The sequence below is a fragment of the Pseudomonas sp. X4 genome (genome assembly GCF_040784925.1).
GTDB classification, from domain to species: Bacteria; Pseudomonadota; Gammaproteobacteria; order Pseudomonadales; family Pseudomonadaceae; genus Aquipseudomonas; species Aquipseudomonas putida_Z.
This window is the reverse complement of record NZ_CP160798.1, coordinates 3,839,679-3,858,299: the sequence shown is the minus strand read 5'-3', so window position 1 is coordinate 3,858,299 and position 18,621 is coordinate 3,839,679. Positions and strand designations below refer to the sequence as shown.

The following is an 18,621-nucleotide window of genomic DNA, read 5'->3' as shown; positions in this document are numbered from 1 at the left end:
AGGAGTGAGTACAGAATGAGCCGTATCGAGACAGACAGCCTGGGCCCGGTCGAAGTTCCTGAGGACGCCTACTGGGGTGCGCAGACCCAGCGTTCGCTGATCAACTTCGCCATTGGCAAGGAACGCATGCCCATCGCGGTGCTGCACGCCCTGGCGCTGATCAAGAAGGCCGCGGCCCGCGTCAACGACCGTAACGGCGACTTGCCGGCCGACATCGCCCGGCTGATCGAACAGGCCGCCGACGAAGTGCTGGGCGGCCAGCATGACGACCAGTTCCCGCTGGTGGTCTGGCAGACCGGCAGCGGCACCCAGAGCAACATGAACGTCAACGAAGTGATCGCCGGGCGGGCCAACGAACTGGCCGGCAAGGGCCGTGGCGGCAAGGCCCCCGTGCACCCCAACGACCACGTCAACCGCTCGCAGAGTTCCAACGACTGCTTCCCCACCGCCATGCACATCGCTGCGGCGCAGGCGGTGCACGAGAAGCTGCTGCCGGCCATCGCAGAGCTGTCCTCGGGGCTGGCCGAGCTGTCGGCACGCCACCACAAGCTGGTGAAGACCGGCCGCACGCACATGATGGACGCCACGCCGATCACCTTCGGCCAGGAGGTGTCGGCCTTCGTCGCCCAGCTCGACTATGCCCAGCGCGCCATCCGCGCCACCCTGCCGGCGGTGTGCGAACTGGCCCAGGGCGGCACTGCCGTGGGTACCGGGCTCAACGCCCCGCATGGTTTTGCCGAAGCCATCGCCGCCGAGCTGGCGGCGCTGTCCGGCCTGCCGTTCGTCACTGCGCCGAACAAGTTCGCTGCCCTCGCCGGCCACGAGCCGCTGACCAGCCTGGCTGGCGCCCTGAAGACCCTGGCCGTGGCCCTGATGAAGATCGCAAACGACCTGCGCCTGCTGGGTTCTGGCCCCCGCGCCGGGCTGGCCGAGGTACGCCTGCCGGCCAACGAGCCGGGCAGCTCGATCATGCCAGGCAAGGTCAACCCGACCCAGTGCGAAGCGCTGTCGATGCTGGCCTGCCAGGTGCTGGGCAACGACGCGGCGATCGGCTTTGCCGCCAGCCAGGGGCATTTGCAGCTGAACGTGTTCAAGCCGGTGATCATCCACAACCTGCTGCAGTCGATCGAATTGCTGGCTGACGGCTGCCGCAACTTCCAGCAGCACTGCGTGGCGGGCATCGAGCCGGATGCCGAGCAGATGGCGGCGCACCTGGAACGGGGGCTGATGCTGGTGACGGCACTGAACCCGCATATTGGCTATGACAAGGCGGCGGAAATTGCCAAGAAGGCCTATGGCGAAGGCAAGACCTTGCGCGAGGCGGCACTGGAGTTGAAGTACCTGACCAATGAGCAGTTCGACCAGTGGGTGAGGCCGGAGAACATGCTGGCTCCGGGGGGCAAGGGCTAACCAGGGCAGCAGGCCATTACGCGGTCATTGTGGGAGCGGCCTTGTGTCGCGAAAGGGCCGCAAAGCGGCCCCAGGATCTCTGCCTTGATGCAGAAATTGCTGGGGCTGCCTTGCAGCCCTTTCGCGACACAAGGCCGCTCCCACAAGAGCGCGCAGGCCTGTCAGACCTGGGCCAACCGCGCCCTGCGGGCGCGCCACCCGGCCACCAGCGAAGGCCCCAGCGCCACCAACGCAGAGCCCAGCACCACGGTCACCGCCCCCACATAGCCCAGGGCATTGATGTCCTCGGCGTGCACATATTCAGGCCACACCAACGCCGCCAACGCCACCGCGACAAAGGTCACCAGCGGGGTCAGCGCCAGCGTGGCACTCACCCGCGACGCCTCCCAGTGCGCCAGCGCCTCGGCGAACGCGCCATAGGCCACCAGGGTATTCAGGCAACAGGCCAGCAACAGCCAGCCTTGCACCGGGGTCAGCTGCAACGCCTCCAACGGGTGGACCCAGGGCGTCAGCAGCGCGGCGCAGCTGAGGTAGATCACCATCATTACCTGCTGCGAATGCCACACAGTCAGCAGCTGCTTCTGGCTAAGCGCATAGAACACCCAGATGCTGGTGGCCAGCAGGATGGTCAGCACGCCGGTGGTATAGGTGCCGAGCGAGGTCAGCAGCTCTTCCAAACGCTGGTTGAAAAACAGCCCGAACCCCGCCAGCAGGATCAGCAGGCCCACGCCCTGCCCCAGGCTGAAACGCTCGCGGAACACGAACACACTGGCCACCAGCAACAGCACCGGGCCGATCTGCACGACCAGTTGCGCGGTGCCCGGGCTGAGCAGGTTGAGGCCGATCAGGTACAGCACGTAGTTGCCCATCAGGCCAAGCACGGCCACTACCACAAGGCCTTTGCCCTTGGGCGCCAGTTTGCGCAAGGAGGGCAACCTGCGCTTGGCGGCCAGCCAGGCAAACAGCAGGCCACCGGAAACCAGCAGGCGGTACCAGGTGACGGTGACCGGGTCGACCACTTGCAGCACCTGCTTGAGCTTGATCGGCAGGACGCCCCAGAGCAATGCAGTCAGAAGTGCCAGGAACAGGCCATAGCCCCAGCGGCCGGTAATGGTGTGCATAAAATCCTCGATCAAGCCCGTGGTGGGGGTAGTTGAATTCTACGGGCTTGGAGGGCGGGGACGGTGGCAAGTGCCGGGAAAAGAATTCATCAGGTCATTCTTCTGCGGCATGGCTTGGCAGATATGCTGCCTGTTCTGGCCTCTTCGCGGGTAAACCCGCTCCCACAGGGATCACACAAGATTCAGCCCTGTGGTATTCCTGTGGGAGCGGGTTCACCCGCGAAGAGGCCGGCACAGGCAAACAGGAACTTCGATTATTTCTTGTCCCTGGCAAACGCCGCCTCAAGCGCCTGGTTGATGGTGCGCAACACCTTCACCCGCGCCCAGCGCTTGTCGTTGGCCTCCACCAGCGTCCACGGCGCGATCTCGGTGCTGGTGCGGTCGACCATGTCTCCCACCGCCTGAACATAGTCGTCCCACTTGTCGCGATTGCGCCAGTCGTCCTCGGTGATCTTGTAGCGCTTGAACGGGATCTGCTCGCGCTCTTCGAAGCGCTCCAGCTGGGTCTGCTGGTCGATCGCCAGCCAGAACTTGACCACCACCGTGCCGGCATTCACCAGCTGTTCCTCGAAATCGTTGATCTCGCTGTAGGCACGCATCCAGTCGGCCGGGCTGCAGAAGCCTTCCACCCGCTCCACCAGCACCCGGCCATACCAGGAACGGTCGAAGATGGTGAACTTGCCACGCGCCGGAATGTGCCGCCAGAACCGCCACAGGTATGGCTGCGCGCGTTCTTCTTCAGTGGGCGCGGCAATCGGCACGATGCGGTACTGGCGCGGGTCCAGCGCGGCGGCCACGCGGCGGATGGCGCCGCCCTTGCCGGCAGCGTCGTTGCCTTCGAACACCGCCACCAAGGCATGCCGGCGCATGTGCTTGTGGCGCAGCAGGCCGGCCAGGCGTGCCTGCTCGGTGACCAGTTGCTCCTGGTAGTCGGACTTGTCCAGGCGCAGGGTCATGTCCAGCGCGCCGAGCAGGCTGCGCTGGTCGATGCTGCGGCCCAGCGGAGCAACGTTGCCCCGGTGCTTGCCTTTGGGGTTGTTGTCCAGTGCCGCCTGCAGGCTTTCCAGCAGGATGCGACCTACCGCCAGGCTGCGGTAGTTCGGGTCGACGCCCTCGATGACATGCCACGGCGCATAGTCACGGCTGGTGCGGCGCAGCACGCGCTCACCAAAGCGCACGAAACGGTCGTAGGTCTCCGACTGCTGCCAGTCCAGCGGGCTGATCTTCCAGCTGTGCAGCGGGTCGTCCTTGAGCGATTTCAGCCGCGCCTTCATCTGTTTCTTGGACAGGTGGAACCAGAACTTGATGATCAGCGCACCTTCGTCGCACAGCATCTCCTCCAGCCGCTCGGCGCCGGTGATGGCCTGGTCGAGCACGGCGTCCTTGAACACCCCGTGCACCCGCCCCTGCAGCATCTGGCTGTACCAGTTGCCGAAGAACACGCCCATCCGCCCCTTCGGTGGCAGGGCCCGCCAGTAGCGCCAGGCCGGCGGGCGCGCCAGCTCTTCGTCGGTCTGCTGGTCGAAGGTGAGCACATCGATCATGCGCGGGTCCATCCACTCGTTGAGCAGTTTGACCGTCTCGCCCTTGCCGGCGCCTTCGATACCGTTGATCAGCACGATTACCGGGAAACGCGCCTGCTGCTTGAGTTCGTACTGGGCTTCGAGCAGGGCCTCGCGCAAAGCGGGTACCTCGGCGTCGTAAGCCTCCTTGTCGATGCTGTGGCCAATTTCGGCGGATTCGAACATGCACTGGCTCCTTCAATGGATAAGCAAGACTAGCGGATTTATGTATCGCCTGTATGGGCCCTATCGCCGGCAAGCCAGCTCCCACAGGGTCACCACAGGCCCAAACCTTGTGGGGTACCTGTGGGAGCTGGCTTGCCGGCGATAGGGCCGGTACAGCCAGCGCAAAATCATCAGATGGCATAAAATCCGCCCATCCGCTGCAACCGAGCCAACCATGTCCACCCTCCTCCAGCACGCCCAGATCGACTGGGACGACCAGGGCCGCCCCCATTCGCGGCAATACGACGACGTCTATTTCGCAGTCAACGAAGGCATCGAAGAAACCAAGCACGTGTTTCTTGGGCAAACCCGCCTGGCCGAGCGCTTTGCCAACCTCGCCCCGCACGCCTGCCTGGTGATCGGCGAAACCGGGTTCGGCACCGGCATGAACTTCTACTGCGCCTGGCAACTGTTCGAGCAACACGCCCACGCCGAGGCCCGCCTGCATTTCGTCAGCGTCGAAAAGTACCCCCTCGATCGCGACGACATGGCCCGCGCCATATGCCTGTGGCCTGAACTTGCCGCCTATGCCGAGCCCCTGCTGGAGCAGTACGTGGCAGTGCACCCTGGCTTCCAGCAGTTCACCTTCGACAACGGCCGGGTCACCCTCACCCTGTTGATAGGCGACGTACTGGAACAGCTGCCGCAACTCGATGCGCAGATCGATGTGTGGTTCCTCGACGGCTTCGCCCCGGCCAAGAACCCCGACATGTGGACCCCGGAGCTGTTCGCGCAACTGGCACGGCTGTCACACCCAGGCACGGTGCTAGGCACCTTCACCACCACCGGTTGGGTACGCCGCAGCCTGGTCGACGCCGGCTTCGCCATGAAGAAGGTGCCGGGCATCGGCAAGAAATGGGAAGTGATGAGCGGCGCCTACGTCGGCCCCGTGCCCAGCCCCGGCGCGCCATGGTACGCGCGCCCGGCTGCCATAGCGGGGCCGCGTGAAGCGCTGGTGATAGGCGCCGGGCTCGCCGGTAGCACAACCGCCGCCAGCCTGGCCCGGCGTGGCTGGCAGGTTACCGTGCTGGAACGCCACGACACCCCGGCACGGGAAGCTTCGGGTAACCCGCAAGGGGTGCTGTACCTCAAGCTGTCCGCCCATGGCACGGCGTTGTCGCAGATGATCCTGGCCGGTTTCGGTTACACCCGGCGCCAGCTGCAGCGCCTGCAACGTGGCCGCGACTGGGATGCCTGCGGCGTGCTGCAACTGGCCTTCGACAGCAAGGAAGCCGAACGCCAGGGCAAACTGGCTGGCGCCTTCGAACCTGGCCTGTTGCACTCGCTGGAGCGTGCAGAGGCCGAAGCCATCGCCGGAGTGGCCTTGCCGGCTGGTGGGTTGTTCTATCCCGAAGGTGGCTGGGTGCACCCGCCGGCGCTGTGCCAGCAGCAGTTGCAGCACCCGGGGATTCGCCTGCTGACGCACCAGGAGGTGCTCGAACTGCGCAAGGTCGACGGGCAGTGGCAAGCCTGGGCTGGCGAACACCTGCTGGCCAGCGCGCCGGTGGTGGTCCTGGCCGGTGCCGCCGACGTACTGCGCTTCGAGCCATGCGCGCAGCTGCCGCTCAAGCGCATCCGCGGGCAGATCACCCGCCTGCCGGCCACCGCCAGCAGCCGCGCGCTGCGCACCGTGGTGTGTGCGGAAGGCTATGTGGCGCCGCCGCGCGGGGATGAACACACCTTGGGCGCGAGCTTCGACTTCCACAGCACAGACCTGGCACCGACGGTGGCCGAGCACCAGGGCAACCTGGCATTGCTGGACGAGATTTCGGTCGACCTGGCCCAGCGCCTGGGTACGGCCGAGCTGGCCCCCGGGCAATTGCAGGGGCGTGCGGCGTTCCGTTGCACCAGCCCGGATTACCTGCCGATCGTCGGGCCGGTGGCGGATGCGCAGGCGTTCGCCCAGGCCTACGCAGTGCTGGGCCGGGATGCGCGGCAGGTGCCGGATGTAGCCTGCCCCTGGCTGGATGGGTTGTATGTGAACAGCGGGCATGGCTCGCGCGGATTGATCACGGCGCCGTTGAGCGGCGAACTGGTGGCGGCGTGGGTATGCGGGGAACCGCTGCCGTTGCCACGGGCGGTGGCGGAGGCGTGCCACCCGAACCGGTTTGCCTTGCGCAGGTTGATTCGCGGCAAGTGATCGGGCCGGGCTGCTGCGCAGCCCAATCGCCGGCAAGCCAGCTCCCACAGGGACCGCGCAAGTCCCCAGGCCTGTGGTGAACCTGTGGGAGCGGGCGAGCCCGCCAAGGGCTGAGCAGCAGCCCCATATAACAGATCGATCTAAAACTCTCACAAACCACATGGGTCAGTTCCTTAAGGTGCCCTAATCCGGGGCACCCCCTCCCCAACGGAAAAACCGGTAAGGACCTATGTGCGGATTAGCAGGAGAGTTGCGTTTCACCCCCATCGACCAAGCCCCTCGCCCAGCCGACCTGGCTGCGGTAGAGCGCATAACCCACCACCTGGCACCCCGCGGCCCGGATGCCTGGGGCTTCCATAGCCAAGGCCCGATCGCCCTCGGCCACCGGCGCCTGAAAATCATGGACCTGTCCGACGGCTCTGCCCAGCCGATGGTCGACAACACCCTGGGCCTTTCGCTGGCCTTCAACGGCGCCATCTACAACTTCCCCGAACTGCGCCAGGAGCTGCAGGCCCTGGGCTACAGCTTCTGGTCCGACGGCGACACCGAGGTGCTGCTCAAGGGCTACCACGCCTGGGGCGCGGCCTTGCTGCCCAAGCTCAATGGCATGTTCGCCCTGGCCATCTGGGAGCGCGATAACCAGCGCCTGTTCCTCGCCCGCGACCGCCTGGGCGTCAAACCCTTGTACCTGTCGCGCAACGGCGAGCGCCTGCGCTTCGCCTCGACCCTGCCGGCGCTGCTCAAGGGTGGTGACATCGACCCGATGCTCGACCCGGTGGCACTCAACCACTACCTGAATTTCCACGCCGTGGTGCCGGCGCCACGTACCCTGCTGGCCAACGTGCAAAAGCTGGAACCCGGTACCTGGATGCGCATCGACCGCCATGGCGAAGTGGAACGCCAGACCTGGTGGCAGCTGCACTACGGCGCCAACCCCGATGAACGTGAGCTGGACCTGGAAGGCTGGACCACCCGCGTGCTCGACGCCACCCGCGACGCCGTGGCCATTCGCCAACGGGCAGCGGTGGACGTGGGTGTGCTGCTGTCCGGTGGGGTCGATTCCAGCCTGCTGGTCGGCCTGCTGCGCGAAGTGGGCGTGGACGACCTGTCGACCTTCTCCATCGGTTTCGAGGATGCCGGCGGCGAACGCGGCGACGAGTTCCAGTATTCCGACCTGATCGCCAAGCACTACGGCACCCGTCACCACCAGCTGCGCATCGCCGAGCACGAGATCATCGAGCAGTTGCCAGCCGCCTTCCGCGCCATGAGCGAGCCGATGGTCAGCCACGACTGCATCGCCTTTTACCTGCTGTCGCGGGAAGTGGCCCGGCACTGCAAGGGCGTGCAAAGCGGCCAGGGCGCCGACGAGCTGTTCGCCGGCTACCACTGGTACCCGCAGGTGGACGGCGCCGAGGATGCGTTTGCCGCCTACCGCGAGGCCTTCTTCGATCGCAGCCACGCCGAGTACCGCGACACCGTGCAGGCACCCTGGCTGCTGGAAACCGACGCGGCCGGCGACTTCGTCCGTGAACACTTCGCCCGCCCCGGTGCCCCCGATGCGGTTGACAAGGCGCTGCGCCTGGACAGCACGGTGATGCTGGTCGACGACCCGGTCAAACGGGTCGACAACATGACCATGGCCTGGGGCCTGGAGGCGCGCACGCCATTCCTCGACTACCGGCTGGTGGAGCTTTCGGCACGCATTCCGGCACGCTTCAAGCTGCCCGACGGCGGCAAGCAGGTGCTCAAGCAGGCGGCGCGGCGGGTGATCCCGCACGAGGTGATCGACCGCAAGAAGGGCTACTTCCCGGTGCCGGGCCTGAAGCACCTGGAAGGCGCCACCCTCGGCTGGGTACGTGAATTGCTGACCGACCCCAGCCAGGACCGCGGGCTGTTCAACCCGGCCATGCTCGACCGCCTGCTGAGCAACCCGCACGGCCAGCTGACACCGCTACGCGGCTCCAAACTGTGGCAGCTGGCGGCGCTGAACCTGTGGCTGAGCGAACAAGGAATCTGACCGATGAAAGCCCATGAAATCGCTTACGGTCAGCGCCTGCTGCGCGGCCAGGCGCCGTCCTACGAGCGCCTGCAGGCGCGCCTGGCCGGCGATGGCAGCCAGCCCCACGACCAGCCGCGCGCCGTGCATTGCGGCTGGGGCCGACTGCTGATCGGCCACACCTACCCCAACCCGGCCGACCTGGCCGCCGACCTGCTGGAAGAACGCCCCGGCGAGCGCGACATCGCCTTGTACGTGGCCGCGCCCCAGCAGCTGCTGGCCCAGGCCCCGCAGCAACTGTTCCTCGACCCGTCCGACACCCTGCGCCTGTGGTTCACCGACTACCGCCCGGCGCAGCGGGTGTTCCGCGGCTTCCGCGTGCGCCGGGCGCAGAACCCGGGCGACTGGCAGGCGATCAACACCCTGTACCAGGCGCGCGGCATGTTGCCGGTCGACGCCGAGCTGCTCACCCCTCTGCACCTGGGCGGCCCGGTGTACTGGCTGGCCGAGGACGAAGACAGCGGCGCGGTGATCGGCAGCGTCATGGGCCTGAACCACGCCAAGGCGTTCGACGACCCCGAGCACGGCAGCAGCCTGTGGTGCCTGGCGGTAGACCCGCACTGCACCCGCCCCGGCGTGGGCGAGGTGCTGGTGCGCCATCTGATCGAACACTTCATGAGCCGCGGCCTGGCCTACCTGGACCTGTCGGTGCTGCACGACAACCGCCAGGCCAAGCGCCTGTATCAGAAGCTGGGTTTTCGCAACCTGCCGACCTTCGCGGTCAAGCGCAAGAACGGCATCAACGAACAACTGTTTCTGGGGCCAGGGCCTCAAGCCGACCTCAACCCGTACGCACGCATCATCGTCGACGAGGCGCTGCGCCGGGGCATCGAGGTACAAGTGGACGATGCCGCCGGCGGCCTGTTCACCCTCAGCCTGGGCGGGCGCCGCATTCGCTGCCGTGAATCGCTCAGCGACCTGACCAGCGCCGTGACCATGACCCTGTGCCAGGACAAGCGCCTGACCCAGCATGCCCTGCACAATGCCGGGCTGCAGGTGCCGGCGCAGCAACTGGCCGGCAATGCCGACGACAACCTGGCGTTTCTCGACGAGCATGGCGCGGTGGTGGTCAAGCCGGTCGATGGCGAGCAAGGCCAGGGCGTGGCGGTGAACCTCACCTGCATCGACGACATCACCCACGCCGTGGCGCATGCTCGCCAGTTCGACAGCCGCGTGTTGCTGGAAAGCTTCCATGCCGGGCATGACCTGCGCATCGTGGTGATCGGCTACGAAGTGGTCGCCGCAGCCATCCGTCACCCGGCGCAGGTGCTGGGCGATGGCAAGCACAGCATCCGCCAGCTGATCGATGCCCAGAGCCGTCGGCGCCAGGCCGCAACCGGTGGCGAAAGCCGCATTCCGCTGGACGACGAAACCGAGCGCACCCTGCGCGCGGCGGGCTTTGGCTACGACGATGTGTTGCCCGCCGGCCAGCGCCTGGCCGTGCGACGCACCGCCAACCTGCATACCGGCGGCACCCTGGAAGACGTGACCGAACGCCTGCACCCGGTGCTGGCCGACGCCGCCGTGCGCGCTGCACGGGCGCTGGAGATCCCGGTGGTGGGGCTGGACTTCATGGTGCGTGATGCCGGGCAACCGGAGTACGTGATCATCGAGGCCAACGAGCGTGCCGGGTTGGCCAACCATGAACCGCAACCGACCGCCGAGCGTTTTATCGACCTGCTGTTTCCGCATAGCCGGCCTTTGGCGTAACCGCTGCTGGCCTCTTCGCGGGTAAACCCGCTCCCACAGGGACCCCACAAGTATCGAGGGCTGTGGTGGACCTGTGGGAGCGGGTTTACCCGCGAAGAGGCCGGCACAGGAGTAAAGGAGTCCCCAACCATGTCCGACCGACATCCCGAACCCGATCTCGACTACCTCAAGCGCGTGCTGCTGGAGATGCTCGCCATCCCCAGCCCCACCGGTTTCACCGACACCATCGTGCGCTACGTGGCCGAGCGCCTGGACGAGCTGGGCATCCCCTTCGAGCTGACCCGCCGCGGCACCATCCGCGCCACCCTCAAGGGCCGGCAGACCTCACCTGACCGCGCCGTGTCCGCTCACCTGGACACCATCGGCGCCAGCGTGCGCCAGTTGCAGGACAACGGCCGCCTGGCCCTGGCACCGGTCGGTTGCTGGTCCAGCCGCTTCGCCGAAGGCAGCCGGGTCAGCGTGTTCACCGATACCGGCGTATACCGGGGCAGCGTGCTGCCGCTGATGGCCAGCGGGCATGCCTTCAACACCGCCATCGACCAGATGCCGATCAGCTGGGAGCACGTTGAGGTGCGCCTGGACGCCTACTGCGCCACCCGCGCCGACTGCGAGGCGCTGGGTGTAAGCATCGGTGATTTCGTTGCCTTCGACCCGCTGCCCGAATTCACCGAAAGCGGCCACATCAGCGCCCGCCACCTGGACGACAAGGCCGGCGTGGCAGCACTACTGGCGGCGCTGAAAGCCGTGGTGGAAAGCGGCCGCCAACCGTTGATCGACTGCCACCCGCTGTTCACCATCACCGAAGAGACCGGCTCGGGAGCGGCTGGCGCCCTGCCCTGGGATGTCAGCGAGTTCGTCGGCATCGACATTGCCCCGGTGGCGCCCGGGCAGGCCTCCAGCGAGCATGCGGTGAGCGTGGCCATGCAGGACTCGTCGGGGCCTTACGACTACCACCTGTCCCGGCACCTGCTGAAGCTGGCCGGCGACCACGACCTGCCGGTGCGGCGCGATCTGTTCCGCTACTACTTCAGCGATGCCCATTCGGCAGTGACGGCGGGGCACGATATTCGTACCGCGCTGGTGGCCTTTGGTTGCGATGCCACCCATGGCTACGAGCGCACACACATCGACAGCCTGGCGGCATTGAGCCGCTTGTTGTCGGCGTACCTGCTGAGCCCGCCGGTGTTTGCCAGTGATTCGCAGCCGGCCAATGCGTCGTTGGAGCGCTTCAGCCATCAGCTTGAACATGATGCGCAGATGGAAAGCGATACGCGGGTGCCGGCGGTGGATAGCCTGGTTGGCAACAAGGGCTGAGGGCCCTGGGGCTGCTTTGCAGCCCAATCGCCGGCAAGCCAGCTCCCACAGGATCACCACAGGCCCAGGCTTTGTGCTGTCCCTGTGGGAGCTGGCTTGCCGGCGATTGGGCCGCAACGCGGCCCCAAAATCCCGAATGTTTCGCGTAGCATGCCCCCACCAACACCCTAGGCAACGCCCACCATGCTGATCCCCTACGACCAACTGCAAGCCGAAACCCTGACCCGCCTGATCGAGGACTTCGTCACCCGTGACGGTACCGACAACGGCGACGACACCCCGCTGGAAACCCGCGTGCTGCGGGTGCGCCAGGCATTGGCCAAGGGCCAGGCGTTCATCCTGTTCGACCTGGAAAGCCAGCAGTGCCAGTTGCTGGCCAAGCATGATGTGCCCCGCGAGCTGCTCGACTAGCAGGCCTGGCCTCTTCGCGGGCTCGCCCGCTCCCACAGGAATTTCACAAGTCTTGAGAGCGGTGCAGTACCTGTGGGAGCGGGCGTGCCCGCGAAGAGGCCGGCACAGGCAACATCAAACCCTGCGGGCTTTGGCCTGCTGCCCTTCCTTGATGCGCTTGTACACCTCGGCCCGATGCACCGGCACCTGCCGTGGTGCATCCACGCCAAAGCGCACCACCCCGTCCCGCGTCTCCACTACCATGATCCGAATGTCATCACCAATCACGATGATCTCTCCCACTTCGCGCCCTATTACCAGCATGCTCCGATCCTCCAGCGAAAGGGAAAACCGGAGCCTGCCTTGACGGCATAGGGCTACTCAATAGTTCTGCCGTGATTCAGAAGCGCCCTACATTTTCAGGTAATTTTCCTTACAGACGAATCATCGCGACTGAGCCTTGCCCCGCATTTTCACCGCCATTTCGGCCATCTCGTCGTACAGCCGCTCAGGGGCCTGGCGCTTCAGTTGCCAGGCCTGGCGCCCGGCCTCATGGGGCAGGATCAGGAACTCGCCAGCGGCAACCTGCCGGTGGATGTACTCGGCGATGTCCGCCGCATTGATCGGCGAGCCTTCCAGCAGCTTGCCAACCTGGGCTTTCATCGCCGGGTTCGGCCCGCGGAACGAGTCCAGCAGGTTGGTCTGGAAGAACGACGGGCACACCACATGCACCGCCACCTCCAATTGGCGTAGCTCGACCAGCAGGCTTTCCGACAGGGCCAGCACGCCGGCCTTGGCCACGTTGTAGTTGCTCATGCCCGGGCCCTGCATCAGCGCGGCCATCGAAGCGATGTTGATGATCCGCCCCTTGCTGCGCTCCAGCAGAGGCAGGAAGGCCTTGCAGCCCTTGACCACGCCCATCAGGTTGACCGCGATCTGCCAGTCCCAATCCTCCAGCGACAGTTCGGCGAAGAACCCGCCCGAAGCGACGCCGGCATTGTTGACGATCACGTCGATACCACCGAACTGTTCGGTGCAAGCCTGGGCCAGGGCGGTGAGCTGGCTGTAGTCGCGCACGTCGCAACGCTGGACAAAGCCTTCGCCGCCAGCTGCGCGGGCCAGCTCCAGGGTTTCGCGCAGGCCGGCTTCGTTGACATCGGCCAGCGCCAGGCGCCAGCCCTCACGCGCCCAGCGCAGGGCGATCTCGCGACCGAGGCCGGATCCGGCGCCGGTGATCATGATGCGGTTTTGCATGGTGGCTGGCCTTGTTCTGATGGGTTGTGCAACCAGTCTAATCAAGGCCTGGGGGGCAGGCAGGGTTCATCAAGGTAGTGAATGGAGGGGCATGACTGTGTGGTCAGTACCGGCCTCTTCGCGGGTAAACCCGCTCCCACAGGATCATCACAAGCCTGAGGGTTGCGCTGTCCCTGTGGGAGCGGGTTTACCCGCGAAGAGGCCGGCACTGGCAACCATTCAAATGGAATCTTTAACGTTCACCACCAGTCCTTATATACAAGAGGCCAGCAGTCCGAGGCCCTTGACCCTCAACCACGCAAGGACTCCGTCATGACCACGATTCTCATCATCATCCTGATCCTTCTGCTGATTGGTGGCTTACCGGTCTTCCCGCACTCACGCAGCTGGGGCTATGGCCCGTCCGGCATCATCGGCGTGGTGCTGGTAGTTCTGCTGGTTTTGTTGCTACTAGGCATGATCTAGCGGCGAAAACACAAAAAAACCGCGCCGAAGCGCGGTTTTTTAATTGCCGGAAGGGATCAGTGCGAAACAGCACCCGAAGCGCCCAGGCCAGTCTGCGAACGCACGAACTGCGGGAAGAACAGCGCACGTTCGTCTTCGGCAGCCTTGGACTTGTCGGTGACCGAGAAGAACCAGATACCGACGAAGGCGATCAGCATCGAGAACAGCGCCGGGTACTCGTACGGATAGATCGGCTTCTCGTGGCCGAGGATCTGCACCCAGATGGTCGGGCCGAGGATCATCAGCGTCACCGCGCTCACCAGGCCCAGCCAGCCGCCGATCATGGCGCCGCGGGTGGTCAGCTTCTTCCAGTACATCGAGAGCAGCAGTACCGGGAAGTTGCAGCTGGCCGCGATGGAGAACGCCAGGCCGACCATGAAGGCGATGTTCTGCTTCTCGAACAGGATGCCCAGGCCGATCGCCAGTACGCCCAGCGCGACGGTGGTGATCTTCGACACGCGGATCTCGTCCTTGTCGTTGGCCTTGCCCTTGCGCCATACACTGGCGTACAGGTCGTGGGACACCGCCGAGGCACCGGCCAGGGTCAGGCCGGCAACCACTGCCAGGATGGTGGCGAAGGCAACAGCCGAGATGAAGCCGAGGAACACGCTGCCACCCACGGCATTGGCCAGGTGCACCGCTGCCATGTTGTTGCCACCCAGCAGGGCGCCAGCGGCGTCCTTGAAGTCCGGGTTGGTGCTGACCAGCAGGATGGCGCCAAAGCCGATGATGAAGGTGAGGATGTAGAAGTAGCCGATGAAGCCGGTGGCGTACAGCACGCTCTTGCGCGCTTCCTTGGCGTCACTGACGGTGAAGAAGCGCATCAGGATGTGCGGCAGGCCGGCGGTACCGAACATCAACGCCAGGCCCAGCGAGAACGCCGAGATCGGGTCCTTGACCAGGCCGCCCGGGCTCATGATCGCCTCGCCCTTGGCGTGCACCTTGATCGCTTCGGAGAACAGGGTGTTGAAGTCGAAGCCCACGTGCTTCATCACCATCAGCGCCATGAAGCTGGCACCGGACAGCAGCAGCACGGCCTTGATGATCTGTACCCAGGTGGTGGCCAGCATGCCGCCGAACAGTACGTACAGGCACATCAGGATACCCACCAGGATCACCGCCACGTGGTAGTCCAGGCCGAACAGCAGCTCGATCAGCTTGCCGGCACCGACCATCTGTGCGATCAGGTAGAACGCCACCACCACCAGCGAACCGGAGGCCGACAGGGTGCGGATTTCCTTCTGCCCGAGGCGGTACGAGGCCACGTCGGCGAAGGTGTACTTGCCCAGGTTGCGCAGGCGTTCGGCGATCAGGAAGAGGATGATCGGCCAGCCGACCAGGAAGCCGATCGAGTAGATCAGGCCGTCGTAGCCTGAGGTGAACACGAGTGCGGAAATACCCAGGAACGAGGCGGCCGACATGTAGTCACCGGCAATCGCCAGGCCGTTCTGGAAGCCGGTGATCTTGCCACCGGCGGCGTAGTAGTCCGAAGCCGACTTGTTGCGCTTGGAGGCCCAGTAGGTGATGCCGAGGGTGAAGGCGACGAAGGCCACGAACATGGCGATCGCAGAGACGTTCAGCGGTTGCTTCTGCACCTCGCCGGTCAGGGCATCGGCGGCCCACACGGCGGGTGCGAAGGCTCCGCAGGCCAGTACGGCCAGGGCTTTGGCGTGGCGAATCATTGTTGCGCCTCCTTCAGGATGGCCTTGTTCAGCTCATCGAATTCGCCGTTGGCGCGGCGTACGTAGATGGCGGTCAGGACGAATGCCGAGACGATCAGGCCGACGCCCAGGGGAATACCCCAGGTAATCGACGACTCAGGGCTGAGCTTGGTGCCCAGAATCTGAGGACCGTAGGCGATCAGGAGGATGAAGGCGCAGTACAGGCCGAGCATGATCGCCGAGAGAATCCAGGCGAACCGTTCGCGTTTGGTGACCAGCTCCTTGAAGCGGGGGCTGTTTTGTATCGAGAGGTAAATGCTGTCGTTCATTGTTTTTGTCCTAGCAGCACAGATAGGGGTGGAACCCACGACCCTTACTTTATGCGGCTATCGGACGCCAACCAGACGACCTTAGTCTTAGATGCAACGGTGTTTTACCGGTTGCGTAACAAAGTGATGGCCCATTCGCGGGTAAACCCGCTCCCACAGGGGTATCACCAGCCCGGAAGGCAGTGATATCCCTGTAGGAGCGGGTTCACCCGCGAAGCAGCAAAACTGGCCCTGACAGGTTGTTATTTGCCAGTCCACTCCTTCACACGCTCAGGATGCTTGGCCACCCAGTCCTTGGCCGCCGCTTCAGGCTTGGCGCCTTCCTGGATAGCCAGCATCACTTCGCCAATCTCGTCCTTCGACTGCCAGTTGAACTTCTTCAGGAACTCCGCCACTTCCGGGGCCTTGGTGGCCAGTTCCTTGCTGCCGATGCTGTTCACGGTTTCCGCGGCGCCATACACGCCTTTCGGGTCTTCGAGGAACTTCAGTTTCCACTTGGCGAACATCCAGTGCGGTACCCAGCCGGTCACCGCAATCGACTGCTGCTTGGCATAGGCACGGCCCAGTTCCGCAGTCATCGCCGCGCCAGAGCTGGCCTGCAGCTTGTAACCGGTCAGGTCGTAGTCCTTGATGGCCTGGTCGGTCTTGAGCATTACGCCGGAGCCGGCGTCGATGCCGACGATCTTCTGCTTGAAGGTGTCGTCGGTCTTGAGGTCGGCGATGCTCACCGCCTTGACGTACTCAGGGACGATCAGGCCAATCTTGGCGTCCTTGAAGTTCGGCCCGTAGTCGACCACGTTGTCCTTGTTCTTGGCCCAGTACTCGCCATGGGTCACCGGCAACCAGGCCGACAACATGGCATCGAGCTTGCCGGTTGCCACGCCCTGCCACATGATCCCGGTGGCCACGGCCTGCAACTTCACGTCGTAGCCGAGCTTCTGCTTGATCACTTCGGCGGCCACGTTGGTGGTCGCCACGCTGTCAGCCCAACCATCCACGTAACCAATGCTGACTTCTTTGGCCATTGCCTGTGCCGCACTCATGGCCAGTACCATGGCAGTGCCCACACCCAGGAAACGTCGCATTCTTGTAATAGCAGCCATCAAAGCATCCCCTCGTCAGGTCTCGGAATTTGCATCATCGTCCTGCAACAATAGTCGACCTGCTCCAGCTACGACCTGTAGCCGCCCCATATGCGACAGCACTATGCCATTAGCGCCATCGGCCTGCGCCGACCTGCGCGATCCTTGCATGCCAAAGGTTTGGCGCCGGGCTACTATCTACCCTTTTGCGCCTGACGATGGACCGCCCGATGCCCAGTTCTACCCGCCTGCTGCTGCCGTTGTACCTGCTTGCCTGCCTGCTCGCCCTGCTCGGGCTCGGAGGGCTCTGGTACGGGCTTGGCAAGCCGGTGCAACTGCCCGACGCGGCCAGCCCGACGCACAAGCTGCAATGCGCCTCGTACACCCCGTTCGACAAGGACCAGTCGCCCTACGACCAGCCGTTGCGCCTGCGCCCGGCGCGCATGGATGCCGACCTGGCGTTGCTGGCCGAGCGTTTTCAGTGCATCCGCACCTATTCCCAGACCGGTCTTGAGGCAATCCCGGCGCTGGCACGCAAGCATGGCCTGAAGGTGATGCTAGGTGCCTGGGTCAACGCCCACCCGGCCGACACCGAGAAAGAAATCGAGCTGCTGATCGCCGCCGCCAATGCCAACCCCGACGTGGTCAGCGCGGTGATCGTCGGCAACGAGACGCTGCTGCGCAAGGAAGTGACCGGTGCGCACCTGGCCACGCTGATCGCCCGGGTGAAAAGCCAGGTCAAGGTGCCGGTGACCTACGCCGATGTGTGGGAGTTCTGGTTGCAGCACCCGCAGGTGGCGCCTGCGGTGGACTTCCTGACTATCCACCTGCTGCCTTACTGGGAAGACGACCCGCGTGGCATCGACGAAGCCCTGGCCCACGTTGCCGATGTACGCCGGGTGTTCGGCACGCGCTTCGCGCCGAAGGACGTCCTGATAGGCGAAACCGGCTGGCCCAGCGAAGGCCGCCAGCGCGAAACCGCGGAGCCCAGCCGGGTCAACGAGGCGCGCTTCATTCGCGGGTTCGTGGCCATGGCCGAAAGCAACGGCTGGCACTACAACCTGATCGAGGCGTTCGACCAGCCATGGAAGCGCGCCAATGAGGGGGCGGTCGGCGGTTACTGGGGGCTTTACGATGCCGACCGGCAGGACAAGGGCGTACTCGAAGGGCCGGTGAGCAACCTGCCTTACTGGCCGCAGTGGTTGCTGGCCAGTGCCCTGCTGATGGTGCTGATGCTGATGCTTGCCGGGCGCCCCGCCACCCCGGCGGCGGCCATGCTGCTGCCGTTGCTGGCGGCGTTTGGGGCAGGCTGCCTGGGGCTTTGGGGCGAGTTGATGCGCACCCATGCGCGCTTTGCCGGGGAGTGGCTGTGGGCGGTGCTGCTGGCAGGGCTGAACCTGCTGGTGCTGGCCCATGCCGTGCTGGCCCTGGCGCGGCGCACGGGCTGGCGCGAGCGCCTGTACGCCTGGCTGCAGGCGCGGGCCGGCTGGCTGTTGCTGGCAGCGGGTTTTGCCGCGGCGGTGAGCATGCTGGCGATGGTGTTCGACCCACGCTATCGCAGCTTCCCCAGCGCAGCGTTGGCATTGCCGGCGCTGGTGTTTGCACTGTGGCCGGTGCCGGCGCGGCGGGCGGAGGTGGCGTTGCTGGCCTTCATCGTCGGTGCCGGGGTGGCGCCGCAGTTGTTTGTGGAAGGGTTGGAGAACCAACAGGCCTGGGGGTGGGCCGGGGTGAGTGTGCTGATGACCGCAGCCTTGTGGCGGAGCTTGCGCCTGCGCCCGGCCTGATATCCTTGGGACCGCTTCGCGCTCCATCGCAGGCAAGCCAGCTCCCACAGGAGTTATGCTGCCTATCAAATCGGCGCGG

15 protein-coding genes are annotated in these 18,621 nt (G+C 65.1%); 8 read left to right on the top strand and 7 right to left on the bottom strand.

Annotation, left to right across the window (positions count from 1 at the left end; all coding sequences use genetic code 11):
• Window positions 1–15 precede the first annotated feature (15 nt).
• On the top strand, window positions 16–1,410 hold the full coding sequence (locus ABX298_RS17230) for a class II fumarate hydratase (protein WP_367393369.1): 1,395 nt from the start codon (window positions 16–18) through the stop codon (window positions 1,408–1,410).
• Window positions 1,411–1,571: 161 nt separating this feature from the next.
• Here ABX298_RS17230 and ABX298_RS17225 read toward each other — a convergent pair whose 3' ends face one another.
• On the bottom strand, window positions 1,572–2,531 hold the full coding sequence (locus ABX298_RS17225; protein ID WP_367393368.1) for a DMT family transporter: 960 nt from the start codon (window positions 2,529–2,531) through the stop codon (window positions 1,572–1,574).
• A 254-nt stretch (window positions 2,532–2,785) separates the two neighbouring features.
• The gene (gene pap, locus ABX298_RS17220) at window positions 2,786–4,279 is read right to left on the bottom strand and encodes a polyphosphate:AMP phosphotransferase (protein WP_025338088.1); all 1,494 of its coding nucleotides are present in this window, start codon (window positions 4,277–4,279) and stop codon (window positions 2,786–2,788) included.
• A 214-nt stretch (window positions 4,280–4,493) separates the two neighbouring features.
• Here pap and mnmC point away from each other — a divergent pair, with 214 nt between their 5' ends.
• From mnmC to ABX298_RS17195, 5 genes are all read left to right on the top strand, one after another.
• On the top strand, window positions 4,494–6,458 hold the full coding sequence (mnmC, locus tag ABX298_RS17215) for a bifunctional tRNA (5-methylaminomethyl-2-thiouridine)(34)-methyltransferase MnmD/FAD-dependent 5-carboxymethylaminomethyl-2-thiouridine(34) oxidoreductase MnmC (RefSeq protein WP_367393367.1): 1,965 nt from the start codon (window positions 4,494–4,496) through the stop codon (window positions 6,456–6,458).
• A 229-nt stretch (window positions 6,459–6,687) separates the two neighbouring features.
• On the top strand, window positions 6,688–8,475 hold the full coding sequence (locus ABX298_RS17210; RefSeq protein WP_025338086.1) for an N-acetylglutaminylglutamine amidotransferase: 1,788 nt from the start codon (window positions 6,688–6,690) through the stop codon (window positions 8,473–8,475).
• Between the two features lie 3 nt (window positions 8,476–8,478).
• Window positions 8,479–10,224 (top strand): N-acetylglutaminylglutamine synthetase, encoded by a 1,746-nt coding sequence (gene ngg, locus ABX298_RS17205; RefSeq protein ID WP_075044049.1) that lies wholly within the window; start codon window positions 8,479–8,481, stop codon window positions 10,222–10,224.
• A gap of 129 nt (window positions 10,225–10,353) precedes the next feature.
• Window positions 10,354–11,538: an osmoprotectant NAGGN system M42 family peptidase gene (locus ABX298_RS17200; RefSeq protein WP_025338084.1), complete on the top strand. Its 1,185-nt coding sequence runs from the start codon at window positions 10,354–10,356 to the stop codon at window positions 11,536–11,538.
• Between the two features lie 183 nt (window positions 11,539–11,721).
• The gene (locus ABX298_RS17195) at window positions 11,722–11,949 is read left to right on the top strand and encodes a YheU family protein (RefSeq protein WP_003252629.1); all 228 of its coding nucleotides are present in this window, start codon (window positions 11,722–11,724) and stop codon (window positions 11,947–11,949) included.
• Between the two features lie 114 nt (window positions 11,950–12,063).
• On the opposite strand, the gene csrA is transcribed toward ABX298_RS17195, so the two are convergent.
• A complete protein-coding gene (csrA, locus tag ABX298_RS17190) occupies window positions 12,064–12,252 on the bottom strand; it encodes a carbon storage regulator CsrA (protein WP_025338083.1) in 189 nt (62 codons plus the stop codon).
• A gap of 120 nt (window positions 12,253–12,372) precedes the next feature.
• Window positions 12,373–13,182, bottom strand: a complete 810-nt coding sequence (locus ABX298_RS17185) for an SDR family oxidoreductase (RefSeq protein WP_367393366.1) — start codon at window positions 13,180–13,182, stop codon at window positions 12,373–12,375.
• A gap of 312 nt (window positions 13,183–13,494) precedes the next feature.
• Here ABX298_RS17185 and ABX298_RS17180 point away from each other — a divergent pair, with 312 nt between their 5' ends.
• The gene (locus tag ABX298_RS17180) at window positions 13,495–13,647 is read left to right on the top strand and encodes a DUF3309 family protein (protein WP_013971433.1); all 153 of its coding nucleotides are present in this window, start codon (window positions 13,495–13,497) and stop codon (window positions 13,645–13,647) included.
• A 56-nt stretch (window positions 13,648–13,703) separates the two neighbouring features.
• On the opposite strand, the gene ABX298_RS17175 is transcribed toward ABX298_RS17180, so the two are convergent.
• The 3 genes from ABX298_RS17175 to ABX298_RS17165 all read right to left on the bottom strand — a co-directional run bounded on the left by ABX298_RS17175 (window position 13,704) and on the right by ABX298_RS17165 (window position 16,779).
• A complete protein-coding gene (locus ABX298_RS17175) occupies window positions 13,704–15,368 on the bottom strand; it encodes a cation acetate symporter (RefSeq protein WP_013971432.1) in 1,665 nt (554 codons plus the stop codon).
• Window positions 15,365–15,676: a DUF485 domain-containing protein gene (locus ABX298_RS17170; protein WP_003260090.1), complete on the bottom strand. Its 312-nt coding sequence runs from the start codon at window positions 15,674–15,676 to the stop codon at window positions 15,365–15,367. Before ABX298_RS17170 ends, ABX298_RS17175 begins: the two co-directional genes overlap by 4 nt.
• A 242-nt stretch (window positions 15,677–15,918) precedes the next feature.
• The gene (locus ABX298_RS17165) at window positions 15,919–16,779 is read right to left on the bottom strand and encodes a glycine betaine ABC transporter substrate-binding protein (RefSeq protein WP_025338075.1); all 861 of its coding nucleotides are present in this window, start codon (window positions 16,777–16,779) and stop codon (window positions 15,919–15,921) included.
• A 197-nt stretch (window positions 16,780–16,976) separates the two neighbouring features.
• Here ABX298_RS17165 and ABX298_RS17160 point away from each other — a divergent pair, with 197 nt between their 5' ends.
• Entirely contained in the window at window positions 16,977–18,542 is a 1,566-nt protein-coding gene (locus ABX298_RS17160; protein ID WP_367393365.1) for a beta (1-6) glucans synthase, read from the top strand.
• The last annotated feature ends 79 nt before the right edge of the window (window positions 18,543–18,621 follow it).